Annotated in this window: 15 protein-coding genes; 8 read left to right on the forward strand and 7 right to left on the reverse strand. The window is 34.8% G+C overall.

From position 1 onward, the window contains the following. The first annotated feature begins 123 nt into the window (after nt 1-123). The 7 genes from OOK99_RS00720 to OOK99_RS00750 all read left to right on the forward strand — a co-directional run bounded on the left by OOK99_RS00720 (nt 124) and on the right by OOK99_RS00750 (nt 7,603). Nucleotides 124-684 (forward strand): hypothetical protein, encoded by a 561-nt coding sequence (locus OOK99_RS00720; RefSeq protein WP_264336249.1) that lies wholly within the window; start codon nt 124-126, stop codon nt 682-684. A gap of 89 nt (nt 685-773) precedes the next feature. Then, on the forward strand, nt 774-2,822 hold the full coding sequence (gene mnmG / locus OOK99_RS00725; protein WP_264336248.1) for a tRNA uridine-5-carboxymethylaminomethyl(34) synthesis enzyme MnmG: 2,049 nt from the start codon (nt 774-776) through the stop codon (nt 2,820-2,822). A gap of 1 nt (nt 2,823) precedes the next feature. Beyond that, nucleotides 2,824-4,620: an aminopeptidase P family protein gene (locus OOK99_RS00730; protein ID WP_264336247.1), complete on the forward strand. Its 1,797-nt coding sequence runs from the start codon at nt 2,824-2,826 to the stop codon at nt 4,618-4,620. 94 nt (nt 4,621-4,714) lie between these two features. Continuing rightward, nucleotides 4,715-5,080 (forward strand): arsenical pump-driving ATPase GET3, encoded by a 366-nt coding sequence (locus OOK99_RS00735; RefSeq protein WP_250120040.1) that lies wholly within the window; start codon nt 4,715-4,717, stop codon nt 5,078-5,080. Nucleotides 5,081-5,177: 97 nt separating this feature from the next. Beyond that, on the forward strand, nt 5,178-5,822 hold the full coding sequence (locus OOK99_RS00740; protein ID WP_017532167.1) for an alpha/beta hydrolase: 645 nt from the start codon (nt 5,178-5,180) through the stop codon (nt 5,820-5,822). 5 nt (nt 5,823-5,827) lie between these two features. Continuing rightward, nucleotides 5,828-6,607: an SDR family oxidoreductase gene (locus OOK99_RS00745; protein ID WP_264719879.1), complete on the forward strand. Its 780-nt coding sequence runs from the start codon at nt 5,828-5,830 to the stop codon at nt 6,605-6,607. A 90-nt stretch (nt 6,608-6,697) separates the two neighbouring features. Continuing rightward, nucleotides 6,698-7,603, forward strand: a complete 906-nt coding sequence (locus OOK99_RS00750; protein WP_264719880.1) for an ankyrin repeat domain-containing protein — start codon at nt 6,698-6,700, stop codon at nt 7,601-7,603. Between the two features lie 106 nt (nt 7,604-7,709). Here the strand turns inward: OOK99_RS00750 and OOK99_RS00755 are convergent. The 7 genes from OOK99_RS00755 to OOK99_RS00785 all read right to left on the reverse strand — a co-directional run bounded on the left by OOK99_RS00755 (nt 7,710) and on the right by OOK99_RS00785 (nt 17,807). After that, nucleotides 7,710-8,824 (reverse strand): IS3-like element ISWpi17 family transposase gene (locus tag OOK99_RS00755; protein WP_214303219.1). Its coding sequence is split into 2 segments (ribosomal slippage): nt 7,710-8,551 and nt 8,551-8,824, totalling 1,116 coding nucleotides; the frame shifts between segments, so codons are not numbered across the junction. Nucleotides 8,825-9,105: 281 nt separating this feature from the next. Continuing rightward, nucleotides 9,106-11,928, reverse strand: coding sequence for a hypothetical protein (locus OOK99_RS00760; protein WP_264719881.1), 2,823 nt, complete (start codon nt 11,926-11,928; stop codon nt 9,106-9,108). Beyond that, on the reverse strand, nt 11,909-14,263 hold the full coding sequence (locus tag OOK99_RS00765; protein WP_264719882.1) for a VirB4 family type IV secretion/conjugal transfer ATPase: 2,355 nt from the start codon (nt 14,261-14,263) through the stop codon (nt 11,909-11,911). The genes OOK99_RS00760 and OOK99_RS00765 overlap by 20 nt, the downstream gene beginning before the upstream one ends. A gap of 51 nt (nt 14,264-14,314) precedes the next feature. Beyond that, nucleotides 14,315-14,680, reverse strand: coding sequence for a hypothetical protein (locus tag OOK99_RS00770; protein ID WP_226079535.1), 366 nt, complete (start codon nt 14,678-14,680; stop codon nt 14,315-14,317). A gap of 104 nt (nt 14,681-14,784) precedes the next feature. Beyond that, entirely contained in the window at nt 14,785-16,152 is a 1,368-nt protein-coding gene (locus tag OOK99_RS00775; RefSeq protein ID WP_264336243.1) for a DUF350 domain-containing protein, read from the reverse strand. A 132-nt stretch (nt 16,153-16,284) separates the two neighbouring features. After that, the gene (locus OOK99_RS00780; RefSeq protein ID WP_264719883.1) at nt 16,285-17,280 is read right to left on the reverse strand and encodes an NAD(P)H-dependent flavin oxidoreductase; all 996 of its coding nucleotides are present in this window, start codon (nt 17,278-17,280) and stop codon (nt 16,285-16,287) included. 5 nt (nt 17,281-17,285) lie between these two features. Further along, complete coding sequence (locus OOK99_RS00785) at nt 17,286-17,807, reverse strand: cytochrome b (RefSeq protein ID WP_264719884.1); 522 nt, start codon at nt 17,805-17,807, stop codon at nt 17,286-17,288. Between the two features lie 223 nt (nt 17,808-18,030). On the opposite strand from OOK99_RS00785, the gene OOK99_RS00790 reads away from it, so the two are divergent. After that, nucleotides 18,031-19,203, forward strand: a complete 1,173-nt coding sequence (locus tag OOK99_RS00790) for an NADH-quinone oxidoreductase subunit D (RefSeq protein ID WP_264719885.1) — start codon at nt 18,031-18,033, stop codon at nt 19,201-19,203. Nucleotides 19,204-19,215 lie beyond the last annotated feature (12 nt).

A 19,215-nucleotide genomic window follows, 5' to 3' on the forward strand; every position in this document is an offset into this window, starting at 1 on the left:
AAAGCCATTATTTGCCGGTAGCATTTTTTGTCACTCCAATGTGCTGCTTAGATGGCTGAGAGTGAAGAGAGTAGTTTATGATTCAGAGTAAAATGGCATTTTCTTAATTAGCGAGGGGATTGTATGTATATTTGTTTGTTAACTTATAGTATAGTGTCAGCACTAGGAGTATTAGCTTGGTGGTTAAGTTTTGACACTTCATCACCTTTAGCCATAGGTGGAATTGCTGGTTGTATAGCTCCAGCATTGATTGCGGTTTTTCACGTAGCATGTTTGCTATATAAGTTTTGCAAAAGAGATCCTGTTGGGGAAAAGCATGAAAAAGCAGCAATTCTTTTGAGTATTACTATATCTGCAAGTGCTATAATTGGAATTACACTTACTGCAGGTGCAGCTTCTATTTTTCCTAATCCAATAATAGGATTTACATTTATAGGTACAATAATAGGTCTAATAGCACCGATTTTAGGGCTTTTTGCAACTGTAGCTATAATGCATTGTGCAGATAAAACAGCAATTACATCTGCAGTAAGTGCAATTTCTATTACAGATTCTACATATGTCAAAATATCTCAGGAAGAAGAAGTAGATGAATGTATTACCTTTCCGGAAGAAGAAGTTAATAAAAGTATCATCTTTCCCAAAGTTGAAAAAGTTTTTTCTGCGAGAGAGACGGCAGTTTGAGCTAAGTTAGTGTGCAATGTTGTAATCTGTAAAATTTGACATCAATCACTGATAGTTGGAATATTATAGAGTAGGAATTACTCAAGAAGATGCATAAGTACGATGTAGTGGTAGTAGGTGGCGGTCATGCCGGGTGTGAAGCAGCTACAGCTGCAGCTCGCCTTGGTGCAAACACACTACTTATAACTCACAAAATTTCAACTATAGGAGAGATGTCTTGTAATCCAGCAATTGGAGGAGTTGCAAAGGGTGTTGTAGTTAGAGAAGTAGACGCCCTTGATGGAATAATGGGGAGAGCTATCGACCGAGCAAGCATACACTCGGTCGTTTTAAATGGCAGCAGAGGCGCAGCGGTATGGGGCCCACGTGCACAGGCAGACCGAAAATTATACAAAAAAGCAATACAGGAAATTATTCTAAATTATAACAACTTGACAGTAAAAGAAGAGTCAGTTGACGATTTTCTTATCGAAAGTGATAGCAATGGAGAATCTTATATAAAAGCTGTAATAACAGACTCAGGTGAACGTATACTGACAAGCAGAGTTGTTTTGACTACAGGGACTTTTTTACGTGGTGTGATTCATATAGGAGAGCAAACAACTCCTTCTGGAAGAATGGGAGATAAACCTGCAATAGAGCTTGCAAACACGCTAAAGAAGTATGATTTTAAACTGGGCAGATTACGTACCGGAACTCCACCGAGGCTTGATCGTGGCACTATAAACTGGTCGGTATTACAAGAACAAGTGGGTGACAATCCACCTACACCATTTTCTTATCTTACAGAGAAAATTAACCAGCCTCAGGTTTCATGTTTTATTACTCATACTAATGAACATACACACAAAGTAATTCGAGAGAATCTTCACAGATCAGCTTCTTCATATTTAGATAACGTTATTGCACCAAGATACTGCCCATCAATTGAAACTAAAGTTAAAAAATTTGCAGAAAAAAATAATCACCAAATATTTCTAGAACCAGAAGGGATTGATGATAACACTATATATCCAAATGGAATTTCAAATTCATTGCCCATCGAAGTGCAGTATGAAATGATAAAGAGTATAAAAGGGCTTGAAAATGCAGAAATATTAAGACCTGGATATGCAGTTGAATACGATTATATCGATCCACGAGAGCTATTTCATACTCTCGAAACTAAGAAAATTAAAGGACTATATTTTGCTGGTCAAATTAATGGTACCACTGGATATGAAGAAGCAGCCGGGCAGGGAATTATTGCCGGAATCAATGCAGCACTCTCTTTATCTCAAAAAAGTTTTGTTCTTCATCGTACAGACTCATATATCGGTGTAATGATAGACGACTTGGTCACTAAGGGAGTTGCTGAGCCTTACAGATTATTCACCTCACGCGCAGAGTACAGGCTGGCGATTAGGTCAGATAATGCAGATAGAAGGTTGACACAAAAAGGTTATGACATTTCCCTTGTATCGCATGAGAGATACTCTGTTTTGCAGGGTAAACTTAAATCCATTAAGCAACTTGAGGAGAAATTAGAGAGCCTAACAATTACTCCTGAGCAGCTCAGGTCCTATGGCATTAAAATATCTTATGATGGAATAAGAAAAACAGCATTAGATTTGCTCGGTTATCCAAATATTGACTGGAATAAATTACGAGAAATATGGCCAGAGTTAAACATGGGTTCCAGTGTCAGTTACTTGCATAACGCCAAAGCACCTCTTCCTGTCATCCAAGTAGCTGACACTGGGATCCAGTACTTGAATGATGATGGAATGGATGCAGTTGACACTGAAAAAAATGTAGATTCCAGCGTCATGTGCTGGAATAACACTATAACTGATAGCATAGCCAAGAATGAAATATATGAAGCAGTTGCAATTGAAGCAAAATACAAGCCTTATTTAGTAAGACAAGAAGCAGATATGAAGTTTCTACAAGAGGAAGTTAATACTCAAATTCCAACTAATTTCAACTACTCACAGATTAAAGGCTTGTCAACTGAAGTGATAGAGAAGTTGCAATCAATAAAACCGGCAACAATTGGCATTGCAAAGCAAATACAGGGCATCACTCCAGCAGCAATAGTTAGCATATTAGTGTACCTTAGGAATAAGAAAACGAAAATAGCTGCTAATTCTGCGTAACATGTCAAAAATCGAAGAATTTCGCTCTTTTATGCACGAAATAAATGTTGATGCATTTATGTTGCATACTAAAGACGAGTATTTAAATGAATATTCAAAAGAGTTAGCAGAGTTATGTGGCTTCACGGGAACAAATGGGCTACTTATCGTTACAAAGAGTAATAAGTGCCCATTTTTTACAGATGGACGCTATATCACACAAGCTCGCAGTCAGCTCGATCAGGGCAGTTTTCGAGTATATAATATACAAGAAGAGGATCCACACAAATGGGTAAAAGCAAACTTAACATTGACTACCTCACTGGGTTACTATCCGCAATATTTTACTATGAAGGACATAAGAAAATATGAAGGCATTTGTAAACTAGTACCATACTTAATTAAAAAAGATAGTAGTCATAAAGCACAAACAATAGTCTCACATGTATCTGGTGAGAGTAGTAAGGATAAATGTGAAAGAGTAGCTAAAAACATAGAGGCTGAAGCAGTGCTTCTGACTGATCCAAATTCAATTTCGTGGTTATTAAATTTAAGAAATGAAAGTGCTGAATATACTCCTTGTATATTGGGTCGTGCTATATTGTATAAAAATGCCAATGTTGATTTATTTATTCAAGATAAAGAACATTCAACTATAAAAGCAAATTTTGATAACCATATAAATGTTTTTGATATTAGTGAGCTAGAAAATTCACTACATAAGTTAAATTTGGTGGTGATAGATCCAAGCACGACTCCAATGAGCATTATGAATGCAATAGATTCCTTGTATAACCATTATTTAAATGAAAAATCAGCTTCGGTGTCATTCCAGTGCTTGACCAGAAATAAAAAAGCATGGATCCCAGTGTCAAGTACTGGGATGACAATAAGTAATGAAAGAGGTCTAATAGAAAATAAGCAGATAATTGAGAAGGAGGATCCTTGTTTGATTCACAAAGCGGTAAAAAATCAAACTGAAATAACTGGAGCTATAAGTGCGCACATCAAAGATGGAGTAGCAGTTACAAATTTTCTATATTGGCTTGAAAACAATATTGACAGTGAAATTACTGAGCTTGAAGCTGAAGAAAAAGTTTTAGAATACAGAAAAGAGCAGAATTTGTTTAAGCAATCGAGTTTTCCAACAATTTCAGCATTCAACGAGAATGGAGCAATCATTCATTATCGTGCAAGCAATAAGACAAATAAAGCTATTAAAAAAGATGGACTATATTTGATCGATTCTGGTGGTCAGTACCTTGATGGTACAACCGATATTACAAGAACTATAGCAGTTGGTAGTCCAACCAATGAGCAACGAGCTCACTACACAATAGTACTAAAAGCTCACATTTCGATAGCAAGTGCAGTCTTTCTCCCTGGCACCACTGGTGGGGAATTGGACATATTAGCGCGTATACATTTATGGAAATTTGGAATGGATTACATGCACGGTACAGGACATGGAGTAGGAAGTTACCTTTCGGTACATGAAGGACCGCAAGCAATATCAAGAGGAAATAAAGTGGAACTCATTCCAGGCATGATACTTTCTAACGAGCCTGGTTATTATATTCCAGGAAAGTATGGAATAAGAATTGAGAATCTGATGTATATTGAAAGGCGAGAAAACGTCTTTTTAAGCTTTAAACAATTGACCTCTGTTCCTTATGATAAAAAGCTAATAGATATACAAATGCTTACTGAAGATGAAGTTAAATGGATAAATAGCTATCACCAATTTGTTTATAAAAATATAGAAAATGGCATAAAAGATAAGGAATGGTTAAAGAGAGTATGTGAACCTTTAAAATAGTTAATTTGTCATTTAATAAAGTATTAATATAGTTGTTCTTGTATTGTTTTTAATTAAAAACAATATATAATATTAGTTTCAAATAGGTGTAATTATGACAGATAAAGTGCAAGATGATGAATTTATGAAGCAGTACATGGATACTTGCAAAGAGCAAATAGAAAAATTGGCAAGCGACCCTAATTTGCTTCAACAGACCTTAAAGCCATTCATGCAAATGTCTCAGCAACTTATGGCTGGCGGTATGCTAGAAGGAAATATGCCTAGCATGATACCTGATATGGGTGGTATGGATATCAACAAGATGATTGCTCAGATGAAGGAAATGTATGATTACATAAAGAGTAATCACAAAGAGCTCATGGGAAAAGATCCTTCACAAATTCAAGAGCTTGATGATTCCAGCAGAAGGTTGAGAGGCTTGGTCAAGAAATTGATAGAGAAAGTTGAAGCTAAGTAGTATTTATTCATATCAAAGAGCTATAGCAGTAGTGAGGTCTTGTTCCTCAAATTTAGTATTACCATAGAGTTAAATATAAACATAAAGGGATGAAGAGATGATTGAACTTAAAAGCCAAGAAATTTGTCCAAATGGAAATAAGAAAAATTTGATTATTTTTTTTCATGGTTGGGGTTCAAGTGGCGATAATTTCGCTCACCTTGCTAAAGTTATGAGCAAATTTTTACCCGATTCATGTTTTGTGGTACCGAATGCTCCGTTTGAGAGGGAAATAGGTGATGGTTATCAGTGGTTTAGTTTAGAGGATCGTAGTGAAGAAGCACTATATAATGGGGTGAAAAATGCTGCATCAATTGTAAATCATTTTATTGATACAAAATTAAAGGAGCTTAATTTAAAAGATACTCAGCTTTCTTTAGTTGGATTTTCTCAAGGGGCAATGCTTGCAATACATGTGGCTCTTACCCGGCTTCAGTCTTGTGCATCGGTTGTTGCATATTCTGGTAGGTTTCTTTCACCTTCAAAAATTGCACCGGAGATCAAATCAAAACCCAGCATATGTGTTATTCATGGTGACGCTGATGATGTGGTACCTTTTTCTTCCCTTGATTTAGCGGTTAAAGCTCTGAAAGAAAATGGAGTAAACGCTCAAGGATACCCAATTCATGGATTAGGCCATATTATTAATGAAGAAGGAATAAGGTTAGGGGTTGAGTTTATCAAGAAGAATTTTGGAAATTAATTTCCATGCACTTGTTTTGCTTTGGTTACGGATATGTAGCTAAATTTCTATCGAAAAAATTGCTAAATTTAGGCTGGAAAGTTAACGGTACATCAAGAAATAAAGATATACAACTTTTTGATTATGAAAAGGTTGATCAAGATCTGCTTAAAAGCGTAACACATGTTTTAGTTTCTATTCCTCCAGACGGCGATGATGTTATGGAGAGATACGGTCATTGTCTGGAGAATATTAAATGGCTTGGTTATCTGTCTGCAACTAATGTTTATGGTGACCACTGTGGTAATTGGGTGAATGAGGAATCTGAAACAAAGCCTATAGAAATTAGAGGAGAAAAGCGCCTTGAGTCTGAAAAGAAGTGGCTAAGTAGCAAATTGCCTGTACATATTTTTCGTTTGGCTGGGATATATGGTCCTGGTAGAAATGCGCTAATTGACCTGCAGCTTGGCAAAGCAAGAAATGTGAAAAAAATTTTTTCTCGTGTTCATGTTGAAGATATATCGAATATTTTATTTTCTTCCATGCAAAATATAAAGCCTTATGAGATATACAATTGTGCAGATGATTTACCTGCTACGCAATCTGAAGTGGTCACGTATGCAGCCGAGCTTCTCAATATTAGCCCTCCAGAGCCAGTTGAGATTTCTTCCGTACCAAATTACGCACGGGGTTTTTATTTAGGGTCAAAAAAAGTAAGCAATACTAAAATTAAAAAAGATCTTGGTGTCTCTCTAGTTTATCCTAATTACAAGGTGGGTTTAAAGAGTTTGTATATATTAGAATAGAGAAAATAGATTGCCAGATGCAAAAATTTTTCTTGAATGTTCCTTGTTTTGATGTAATACCACTAGGCATACTATTATATAGAGGTAAATATGTTCAGCACTCAATCGCTCCCGGTTGAAAATATTCTATTACATCAAGCCGCTTATAATGGTAACATAAATGAAGTTAGGTTATTACTTAATGTAAAAACTGATATCAATATCAAGGATAAAAAAGGATTTACAGCCTTGCATTTTGCTGTTTATTCAGGACATTTAGACGTAGTAAAGTTACTAATCAGTAAAGAAGCTAATATTCATGCAAGAACTACTAAAGGCAGTACAGTTTTACACTTTGCTGTTGTAGCTAAAAGCAAAGCTATAGTAGAGGAGTTAATTAAAGCGGGAGCTGATCCCAATATAAAAGACTGTACTGATGGTAAGACACCTTTACATATTGCTGCTCAAAATGGACTTGTAGAAGTTGTAAAGGTGTTACTTAATACTCAAGAAATTGAGATTGATGCTAAAGACAATGAATTTGGTATAACAGCTCTGTACTTAGCCTCTCAGAACGGACATACTGAAATAGTTGAACTATTAATTAGCACAAAAAATGCTGATGTTAACATAGTAGATAAAAAAAATAATGTCACACCCTTGTATCTAGCTGCTCAGAATGGGCATGCAGCAGTAGTTAAGTTGCTTCTTGATAATGGTGCTAAAGTCAATGGCTGTGATACCAGTATGAATCCTTTGTGTGTAGCTATTGATAATGGCCATGACGAGGTAGCTCAATTATTACTTAGTGTAGAAGGGGTGGATGTCAATATTGGCAATCAGCTTGGCAATACACCTCTACATATAGCAGCTATGAAAGGTAATGAAAAAATGGCAAGATTACTGCTAGAAAAAGGTGCTGATCCTAATATTAAAAACCTTTCAGGAGATACTTCCTTACAAGCTGCTGAATACATAAGAAAAATTAGCTGGCATGATAATCCTCCAAATGTATAATGCACCCATTTGTCTAGACCATTTTTTTCAAAGTGATCCGATTTTTAAAATGAATATGTTGATAAATACGTCGACACACATTTAAAGTATTTATCAATATATTCATTTACTGTTTATGATAATAAAGATCAGCAGGAACTTTATAATGTAGAGTCTGATGTCGCCTTCTATAGTTATACCAAGCAACAAAATCATTTATTATAAGATTTAAATCTCTGATACTATTTGGTCTATAATAATATATAGCTTCTTGCTTTAAAGTTCTCCATAAGCGCTCAACAAATATATTGTCGAAGCAACGTCCTTTATGGTCCATACTGATTTTAATATTAGCACGCTCTAATTCCATAATAAAGTTGTAGCTAGTAAACTGCACCCCCTGATCACTATTAAAAATCTCAGGTTTACCTTGTTTTAGAGCTTCTTTGAGAGTATAAAGGCAAAATCCAGCATCGAGATATGGTGATAATGAATGAGCAATAATATAGCGACTATACAAGTCCATTATTGCCACAAAATAGATAAACTTACCTTCTACCATAATATATGTTATATCAGTAGCCCATACCTGATTAACTCTACAAATAATCAAATCTTTGAGTAAATAAGGATATATTTTATGCTTTTTTTCTTTAATACTTGTATTACATCTTTTTCTACAATACAGCCCACTAATCTTCATTTTTTTCATAATTCTTAAGATTTTTTTGTGATTGACTACTACTCCACTCGCTATGATTTCAGCAGTAATTTTACGATATCCATAACGGCAATCAGAAGCCAAATATACTTCTTGAATCAAATTTGCTACTTCACTTTCGTTATTAATTATAGGCCTATAATATAGGCTAGATCTGCAAATCCCCAATAAATCAGCCTGTTTCCTAATTGACAGATCAGAATCTTTTTCTATAAACCTTACTCTATCTTTTTTGCTTATTTCAGTAATTTTTTTTTCAAATAGCTATTTTCCACTGTCAATTCTCCTATTACTTTATGTAAACTTTCTATTTCTTGCGCTAAGATTCTTTGTTTTCTCGCACTTTCACTTTCTTCAACAAATAGGTCTTTTAACCTTGCCAATACTCTATCACGCCAATCATATAGATTTGTTGATGGTATTTTATATTCACTACATATCTCAGCTGTGCTTTTTTGATTTTTTATTGCTTCCAAAGCTATCTTTGCTTTTAACTCTGGTTCATATTTTTTTGTTGCCATACTTTTACCCCTTTACCTTCCTACTCGGATCAACCATTTTTTTTTGGTCTAGTTTATGGGGTGCATTATAGGAAGCTGTGATGACAAGGAAGGAAGCACTAGAAAGAAGTGGGTGTCACGCACTGGAATGACATCTTCAATTTCTATACAGCTGTGCATCACTCACTGAGATGACATTATGGAAGCTGTGATGACAAGAAAAGAAACACTGGTTTCACATGCATCTGTCTCAGTGATGTAAATTCAACTTTACCCCATTTGCAACCATCAGGGTCCTTTGACTATAATCCTAACAATTCTTTTCTAATTTCTTCTTTAATTGTATAAATAATCTTTTGATCAAGTTTATTTATTAAGGAATCATCAATACCTGTGATGTCATCTGGATTTTGTATCATTTTTTCAATAGCATCATCTATTTTTTTTACTCTTCCTTTATTAATTTTCTCAAACATAGGTTTAATCTTCACATAACCAGGAGCACCTTTACTATAAGTCCCTGTGTTTTGATTGATACAACCGCCAGCACCGTATACTTCATTAGTATAACTTTTACTACATTCTTCTACATCTTTATATTTAATCTCACCATTCTTTATATATGCTATTTTATTGTCTTCAGTAGAGTTTAGCCCATCTCCTTTTATAACTTTTTCTTCTAGCTTTAAATTTTGTTCATGAATTATTGTATCTTTGTAATTTCTTCTCCCATACGTTCTGTACGTGCCCCCGCCTGCAACAGTAATTAAATCTTTACAAATTGTTTCTGAAAGGTCTCTGCACATTTTTATTAAAGTAGGTCCTCCATCCTTGTTAGATTTATCATTTTCTTGTCCACCACCTCCTTCTGTTACTTTTACTTTAATATATGGATAACTAGGGTTGACTCTCAGTTTAGCTTTAATGTAATCACCTGGCATTCCTGGTCTACTTACAGTAGACTGAGCTTTATCAGCTATATGACCAGCTTCACCACCTCCCCATGCTTCTATTTCAACGTAATCATACATTGACAGATCATCTGTATAGCCATCTCCAAGCTCATAAAGTTTTTGATCCCTGTCTTCAATAATCTGCTTCTTATGTTTCAATTGTGTTACTATTATTTCACGCAATCTTTTTTTTAAACCGTCTAAATCGAACCTGCATAATTTATCAGCGAAAAAGACTTCTGTTCTATTTGCTTTAATTGGATTATCTAACTTCTTTACAACTCCATTTTCATCCTGTGAAACTCTTAGGTAAAAAGGCTTGTTGTCCTTGTTCACATACTGTGTTGAGCGACTACACACTCCATCAAAGCAGAGGCAACCATCATCACCTTGCTTACATTCTTTTTTGTGTTTCCCATCTGTTAATTCATATACTATCTTGCATTTGTCACAATTTTGTTTTGTATCTACCTCTTTATCCTCTTTTGCCATGCAATTGTCTCTAGGCTTATTTTCTTCAGGAATAGAAATATATCCTTTTTTATTAAATATTATTTCATTCAGTGCATCTTGTGGCTTTGCTAAAACATCAACTAATTCAATAATTTCCCCTTTTTTGCAAGGAAAATAATAAGATTGATTTGATTCTTTCGAGTAAACAGTATTGTGTTTAGCATAGCTTGCTCCTACTGACTTCAGCGATATTAGCTCACTTCCTTTTTCAAGAACAAGCTCTTCTGGTTCCGGCTGCCAACCAGAAAGGCAGAGCATTTTACTTTTAGGATTTTCTTTATATTTTATTTCTACTTTTGGATATCCTGAGTCATCTAGTTTGCACTTACCATTCTGAAGCTCTTTGCATTCTGTTTCAATATCGGGAACATATCCATACTTTTTTAAAACCTCAAACTGAGAGTTATTTTTTAATATACCTTCTATTATGTTATCGATATCGCTTTTTATGTTACCGTTACCAGTTGTTTTTTTTACTATTGCTGGCTTTACTACTATTAAAGGCAGATGGCCAATGTATGTAGGAGAATTTTTATTAACATAAAAAGTACAGATGCCATTACTGTGAGTTCCACGTGCGTCATAAGTACAAACGTTCTCACTCATCTTCATTTTTACTTTTAGCGTATTTTCATTTACTACCTTTATTTCCTCAGGCTTTGGAGCAGTTGGTGATGGAAAACAACGGGCAGGAAATTGTAATTTTCTTTTTGATTCTTCTTTTTCAGTACCATAATATTCAGCGCAGAGCTGATCTTTCTTTCTATAGGTTTTGAAATAATGGATAGTATCTTTATCTGGAATAGGATATGTCCAACTTGGAATATTCTTGTGATTTGAAACAGCAGATGGAACATATATCTCCCTTCTTTCTTTCAGCTCACCAATAATGACTCCAACTCTTGGATGGAAATAATCATTTTCTTCATTTGTTATAGGGACAATTCTAACTTGTGGTGGTGACATCGCAAGTTGTTCACAAAATGGAGGTGGGCCAGGTGCAAGTTGCACAGGGGCACACTTTACTTTTGTTTGATAGCATGTATCACAAACTTTTTCCATCTCTCCAGGACGAAAAATATTTTCCCCAGAAAATACTCTAGAGCCCCATGAAGAAATTCCTGACATGCAAGCACCCTTTTGGCTACAAGCACATATCTTAGGAGAATTAGCAAATTTTACTTTTTCTTCATCAGTAACACCATCTGCCCATTCCCACTCAAGACCCTGTGTCATCTGTCCATGAATCTTTCCATCATTCAGAATTTTATCCCCTTCCCAATCGATAAAAGCTGCTGCAGAAACTCCAGCACCTGTACTCTGCGTTCCATATATCTGGCGGCAGAATGTTCCACTGGATAATATATAACAGTTGTCGTTTCCTTCGTAATCGCAGACCTTAATCTTTGGATCGAAGTAACCTTCTGGTCCCTGATTATTTACTGCTGTAACTTTAATAAATTGCAATAATTTTTCGTCAAAGTCTAAATCGCTCCACTTGCCTTTAAAAAAATTTGCAATACCTTTTCCTGCTTTACTTCCTGCAGCTTCAATTTCAGTATTACTTTTTACAAATGTTGGACAATCAGCATATCCTTGGTAAGAAAGACAAAATATCAAGGAGAATATCAATAAAAAATTAAGCTTTACATTTTTCATAGAACACCGGTAACCACTTACTCACTTTTTCGCCTTTTTCCTTCATCGCCTCATACATATACTTTATAGTCTCTTTATTAGCTGAAAGTACATGTATTTCTTTCATATTTTTCAAATCTAGATTTAAAGTTACTAAACCTTTGTATTGCTTGATCAAAAATAAACCTTCCTGTGTTGGTGTTTGCAAAATGACATTCAGTTCCTCTTTCGACAGAGAAAATGCCTTCATGTATAATCTGTTTGCATTGATGTTCGGCATCAGAATCCTGGTATCGACATGCTTATCTAAATATTGAGTAAACTTGCTAGCAAATGCTAGGTTTAAGTTTTCAGTACTTAGAATTACTACAACATTTAACTTTGTCATTCTTTGCATCCAGTTGTCAAACTCTCCCTCTGTAGGAAAAATATTACTTATCTCCCATGCTTCATCCAAAACAAGTATTGCAGGTGAGCCATCACATTTTGCTTCGAAAGAGTATAAGAAATAGTAAAGTATCACGGACATACATTCTTTTTGCTTAGTGAGATTCGCAGTATTGAGGGATATAGTTTTTGTTTCCCAGTCAATGTCTGACTCATCACCATCTTGGAATAAGTAAGCAAATTCACCATCACCACACCATTTACTTATTTTACCCCCAAGAAGTAAAAGCACTTCAGAAATTTGAGAAATAGAGCGCGATTCTCTTGGTATAGCAAATATAGAATCTACAATTTTTTTTGTCTTTTCTTCTACGTCTACCAAACTTGCATCTGCAACCATCCTTTTGATCAATTCAACAAGCATATTGCGATTAGAAGCACTATCTTCAATGTTCAGTGGGTTAAATTTTAGACTTTTATCTTTATATTTTGGATCAATTATGTAATATTGGCCGCTTACTGCTTTAGTAAATATTATTGATTTTCCAGTATTATCCAATATAACAATCCTAGGGTTAAATTTTCTTGATTCCGAAAGTAAGAAATTGATCAGTGAGGTTCTACCTGAATTTGGAGCTCCAAGTATTGTGGTATGACCATTATTTTTCTTTCCATGAAAGTTAAAAAAGTAAGGACTGCCTTTTTTTGAAAAAAAAACTGTTACTGCTTCTTTCCATCTTCCTCCTTTTAACGTACCTGATGTAAAATCATGCAACATAGCAAAGCTGCAAGCATATTTTTCTAATATATTTTTTGGTTGTGTAACAAAAGCAAAGTTTCCAGGAAGCTGTGCCCAAAAATGATTTTCCATGTGCAAATCAGTTCTAAACATCATCAACCCGATTAACGACATTACAGAGGATAAATCGCTGATATTTTTAGCTAACCTATTCTTATCATCTGCAAAGATTGTAACAATAATTTTCTGTTGACAAAAATCCATAGCAGAAATTTTTTCAAGCTCTATTATTTCATTTATTCCTGAGTTTTGAAGTAAGGTATTGTCCTCACTGATTTGCAGTATATTAATTTGTTTTTTGAATTCTTTTACTGCTTTATTATTACTAGTAAATATTATTATTTCTGTGATGATAAGCTCAGAGTCAAGTTGCAAACACCTATTTATATTTTCTAAGGGGATTTCTCGATATTCCTTTATGCAAAAAATAGAACCAAACTTCTGTTGACCTTCAAACGATGTTTGAAATTTATTGAAACCAAAAGCTACTTTTAAATTTTTAACATGCTGCGATAGATCCCTTTCACATATTGGATAATCTTTGTGCGTTAATGTAATAATGTAATGGAGAAATTCCATCATTTGAGAATATATTTTGCCTTCACTAGATCTAAGGCCCAGTTTTTTAGCTCCAAAAGGTTCTAAATCTTTTTGAATCAGGTCAGTTATTTTTTGTAATTCTTGATGATTTTTTTGTAAAAATAACTTGTGCCTATTCTTTATCCCGCCAAAAAAAAATGCATTATTAATATGTTTGCCAAAATCACTAAGTAACACCACAATGTATAGCTCATTTATATACTGTAGTTTACTATCAACTAGTTTATTAAACCACGTTGAGTGTAGCTGATCGGAAAAGTCTGAAGTTTTATTCCACTGTAAGCTCAGTTTATTGCGCTTACGGACAGTGTGAATCCAAACGGTAAAATATAAACTCTTGATATTTTTTGATATACTTTTTCTAATTTCAGTTCTAAGATCACCATAGTTATCAACTGAAGAATAGTCTTCTAATTTGATTATTTTTAATAATTCCCCCTGTTTTGTTAGTATAGTTTCTTCATCGTAGTGGCAAGCATAAGGGATAAAATCTAAATTAATACTTTCTAGTAACGCTAAATTGTTCTTTTTTTCAGAATTAGATCTAGTGGCTGGTACTTTTGGTTGCATACAATATCATGCGTATTCAATAAAAAGATAATAAAGAATCATCTATCTTACTTAATCCTTATCTTCTTTTTTGTTATTGGATTGTAACTGTATGTCCTTTGCAAAGTTGAATTTTTCTTTCAGGTAATCTGTTGCCTTTTCTGTGCTTCCAAACATCATGATCAGTACGCCAAATATTATCATGAAAAAAATTAGGCCTCTGAACACTACTGCAAGTATCACTGTAGCTATACATAAACCTATAATTGTTGAGGGACTCATATTTTCTACAGTATCTTTAACTGAAAATGAAGAAATAAGTTCTTTCAACGTTCCTGGTATATTTTTCAATTCATCACTTGCTTTGCTAGAACATGACATGAAGATAAAACTTAACAGGGCTACAATAGCAAAAACTCTACCCAATTGAATATGCATCAGCTAAATACCTTTAAGATACTCCTCAAATGTAACAATTTTTACATCAATAGGCAAGAACCGAATTCACTTGCTCACCATAAGTAACTCATATTTAACTTTTATCACCGTGTTAGCTCTTTATTATCAACAAGAGGACTCACACTAATGGATGTCAATTTACTTGACAGAAAGTTTGAACACAATTCAGCAGCAGCTGCTGTAGCAAACACCGCAGCCACCACAAACAGTCCTGCTCCTACTAATCCTGATGTCATTGCTCCTGCAACAATGCACCCTATTGCTAAGAGAGCAGAACTTGTTACAAGTGCGACGTGAAGATTTTTGTTTTTACTATTATTTTCATAATTATTGGATTGCATTGTATCTTTTACCTTACTGCCTGTCACTGAGATCACACAATGAGGCCCTTCTTCAGTCTTCTTATAATGTTTAGAAGGGGATATTCTTCCGCTTGGGCCTTTGGGCCTTGTTTTGTTCGGATGTGCTAATTTTGTTTTTCCTTCATCTTCTAGTTGCAAACTATTATCTTCCTCAGCAGGGTTTAATTTTAAGTGTACACTTTCCTCAGATGAAATGCTTGTTACTGAAGTTAAGCTGCTCCTTCTGCTACTTGATGCCAAGCTAGATGAATTTATTCCACTATCTAAATCACTACTACTACTGAGTTTAGAAGTATTTGCACCGCTTGGCACTTCTACAGCATTCACAGTTATATTAGGCTTTTCATTTTTTAAATCTTTACTATCAATCGAAAGATCAGATTGACTATTCAATTGTGATTGTGCGATCTCCTTTCTTGCTTGCGATTGTTTTGATGTAGGATGTGCTGAAGCACCATAATAACCTGAATTTCTCAAGGTATTGTATTTTCCAGGGGTTCCTTTTCCACTTACACCCTTAGCTAAAGAATCCTTTTCCAGAGGATTAATACCTGAATTTTTGGGAATTTCAACTTCACCAGAAAGACTTTGTTTGTTAAATAGTTCCATAGTATTATTTTGTCTATTTGCTTGATTACTTCTAAGACTTTTCTGATTTTGAATAGTGCTACTAGAATGATCTTTATTGTTGCTCTTTTTAGTAATCTCTGAAATTATTTTTAATGTTTTCCCTTTTATTGTTGGTGATCTTTGTGATGATTTTTCTTCATTGTTAAGTACTGAAGGTTTCATTAATTCCCCTGACTCTATCACTTTTTTTTTCAATGCTGGAAGAAATTTCTCAGTGTAATAATTATAATATTTTTGATATTCTTCTTGCTCTCTCAGTAATTTTTCTAATTGAATTAATACATTGGGATCAGCTCCATTGTTGAACAACTCTATGCATTTTTTGATAGTTCCATCTCCATCTTTTTTTGGACTTTGATTGCTATGTGTTTTTTTTGTTACCTTCTTGTATATAGTGTCGTACAATTTTTGGTTAATATCTACTTCATTACTCTGAGTTTTTTTTGAAGTACTTAGCATAACATCTCTCCATACATAACAAAATGTATAGATACCTCTTTAGCGTTAATTTTACATTAAAACTAAGCGGTTATGCCTTATTACGGATAATTATAGCAATTTGCTAACTATTTGCTTTGCTGATTACTGGTTTTACATTTCAACATAATTGCTTGCCTGTTGAACTAGCATATCTATCACTTCTTTTACAGGCTTTTCTCTATCAACCATGCCAACACTTTGACCGGCCATTAAAGATCCTGTTTCAACATCTCCATCAATTACTGCTCTTCTTAAAGCTCCAGCCCAGAACTTTTCTATTTCAAGTTGCCCCTCTTCTTTTGAGATTTCTCCATTTTGATATTTATCGATAATGTCTCTTTGATGCTTCATAAAATCATCACTTGCTTTGTTGGCTATAGCTCTTACTGGAATTACAGGGAAATCAGCACTAATCTGCACAGAAGATACAGCATTACGCGCAGCTGATTTGATGAATACTTCTTTAAAATTTTTGTGAGCGATTGACTCATTCGTGCAGACAAATAATGTACCTATTTGACAGCCACTTGCTCCCATTTCTAGGTAGTTCACTATCATTTCGCCTCTTCCTATTCCACCTGCGACAAACACTGGTATTTGTTCATTTTTAAAATGAGGCAATATCTCTTGTGCAAGAACAGAAGTGCTAACTGGCCCTATGTGCCCGCCTGCTTCCATTCCCTCTATTATTAACGCATCTACTCCCATTTTTACTAGCCTTTTCGCAAGGCTTAATGCTGGTGCAAAGCACATAACTTTAATGCCTGCACTCTTGATTTTTTCTATATTAGGCTTTGTTGGTAATCCGCCAGCAAGCACTATATGGCTTACTTTCGTTTCAATACACACATCTATCAACTCACTCAACTTTGGGTGCATAGTAATTAGGTTTATACCAAATGGCTTGTTAGTTAATTTCTGTGTTTCTATGATTTCTTTTTTCAGTAAGTCTGGGAACATCGCACCACATGCAATTACACCAAAACCACCGGCATTTGAAATTGCCGAAACTAAATTTCTCTCTGAAACCCAGCTCATAGCACCACCCATTATTGAAAATTCACTACCGAGAAAATTCGTTCCTTTCTTCCAAAGCCTGCTCAACATATAGCCTATATCATACGTTTAAAAATGTTTTGTTTATCTATGAATGTATGTTTCAAAGCGCCAAGTATATGTAAGACTATAAAGAGTACCATAAAATACGCAAGTATCGAATGTAGCTGATTAGCTGCACTAGCTAGCTCTTTGTTTTCATTGATTAACAAAGGGATATGAACAAAATATTTGATCTCTTTACTAGAAGCAGAAGACATGACATAACCAGATAGTGGCATTAGCATCATCAAAGCATACAAACCAAAGTGTATCGTTTTGCTCGCATTAATTACGAATCGAGAAAAATTGGCTGGAAGTGGTGGAACATAAGTAAAGACGCGAAAAAATATGCGTACTATAATTAATCCAAGAACGGTGATACCGCAAGCCTTATGAATAGCGTATATGCTGAATTTAATTTCACTGCTAATCGGCAAACTTTTCATGTACAGTCCAGAACAAAGCATACCAATAATAAGAGCAGACATTAACCAATGAATGATTCTTAAACCTAAGTTATATTTATTGTCTTTCATTAATTTTGATTACTCCAAAATAGGACTTGAAAAACTATTTTTTAGTCAAAATTATCTATACATAATTTTGCTACCTTAATCAACACAAGTATAATAATTGTAGTTCAAATAAATATTGTCTATCAGATCATGAGGAGATGGTGAACTTTTAAGGAGTTTTTCTATTGTATTGACTTTAAACACATTTTATCCTATACAACTTTAATACCTTAAACTGCCAAATATGCCTGATCTAAAGACAATGATGTTAAACTTTGGACCGCAGCATCCAGCTGCACACGGGGTGTTACGTCTTGTTTTAGAAATGGATGGTGAAGTGATTGAGAGGGCAGACCCTCATATTGGGCTTTTGCACCGTGGCACTGAAAAATTGATAGAATATAAAACCTATCTTCAAGCTTTGCCATATTTTGACCGCCTTGATTATGTGTCACCAATGTCACAAGAGCATGCATATTCGTTATGTGTAGAGAAATTATTGCAGTGCGAAGTTCCGATTAGGGCAAAATATTTGCGTGTTCTATTTTGTGAGCTGACAAGAATACTAAATCATTTACTAAACATCTCTTCCCAAGCGCTTGATGTTGGAGCAATGACTCCTCTTTTATGGCTCTTTGAAGAGAGAGAAAAAATACTCGAGTTCTATGAAAGGGCCTCAGGTGCAAGATTTCACGCAGCTTATATAAGACCAGGTGGAGTTGCAGCAGATATTCCAGAAGGTTTGATTGAGGATATTGCAAAATTTATAGAGCAATTTCCAAAGTATATAGATGATGTTGATGGTCTTCTGACAGAAAATAGGATATGGAAGCAACGAACTGTAGGAATTAGTGAAATATCAATAAAACAGGCGCTTGATTGGGGCTTTAGTGGACCAATGCTGCGTGCTGCTGGTCTCGCTTGGGACTTGCGGAAAAGCCAGCCATATGAGATATATGATCAGCTAGATTTTGATATACCTATCGGTCAAAATGGTGACTGTTATGACCGTTATTTAGTAAGAATGGCAGAGATTAGGCAATCTATCAGCTTGGTGAAGCAGTGTATAGAGAAAATGCCTGGAGGCCCAATAAAAACTGAAGATAGAAAAATTTCTCCACCACCAAGAGCAGAGATGAAAAAATCTATGGAAGCTCTGATTCACCATTTTAAACTTTACTCAGAAGGATATCATGTGCCAGAAGGTGAGGCTTATGTGGCTGTTGAAGCGCCAAAAGGCGAATTCGGAGTATATATAGTTTCAGATGGTACCAATAGACCTTATAGATGTCGAATAAGAGCACCTGGTTTTGCGCATTTACAGGCCTTAGATTTCATGGCAAAAGGACACATGCTTGCTGACATTGCAGCAATTATCGGTTCACTCGACATAGTCTTTGGTGAGATTGATAGGTAATTATTTTAAAAT

It is taken from the genome of Wolbachia endosymbiont (group B) of Eucosma cana, from assembly GCF_947250645.1.
Classification (GTDB): Bacteria; Pseudomonadota; Alphaproteobacteria; order Rickettsiales; family Anaplasmataceae; genus Wolbachia.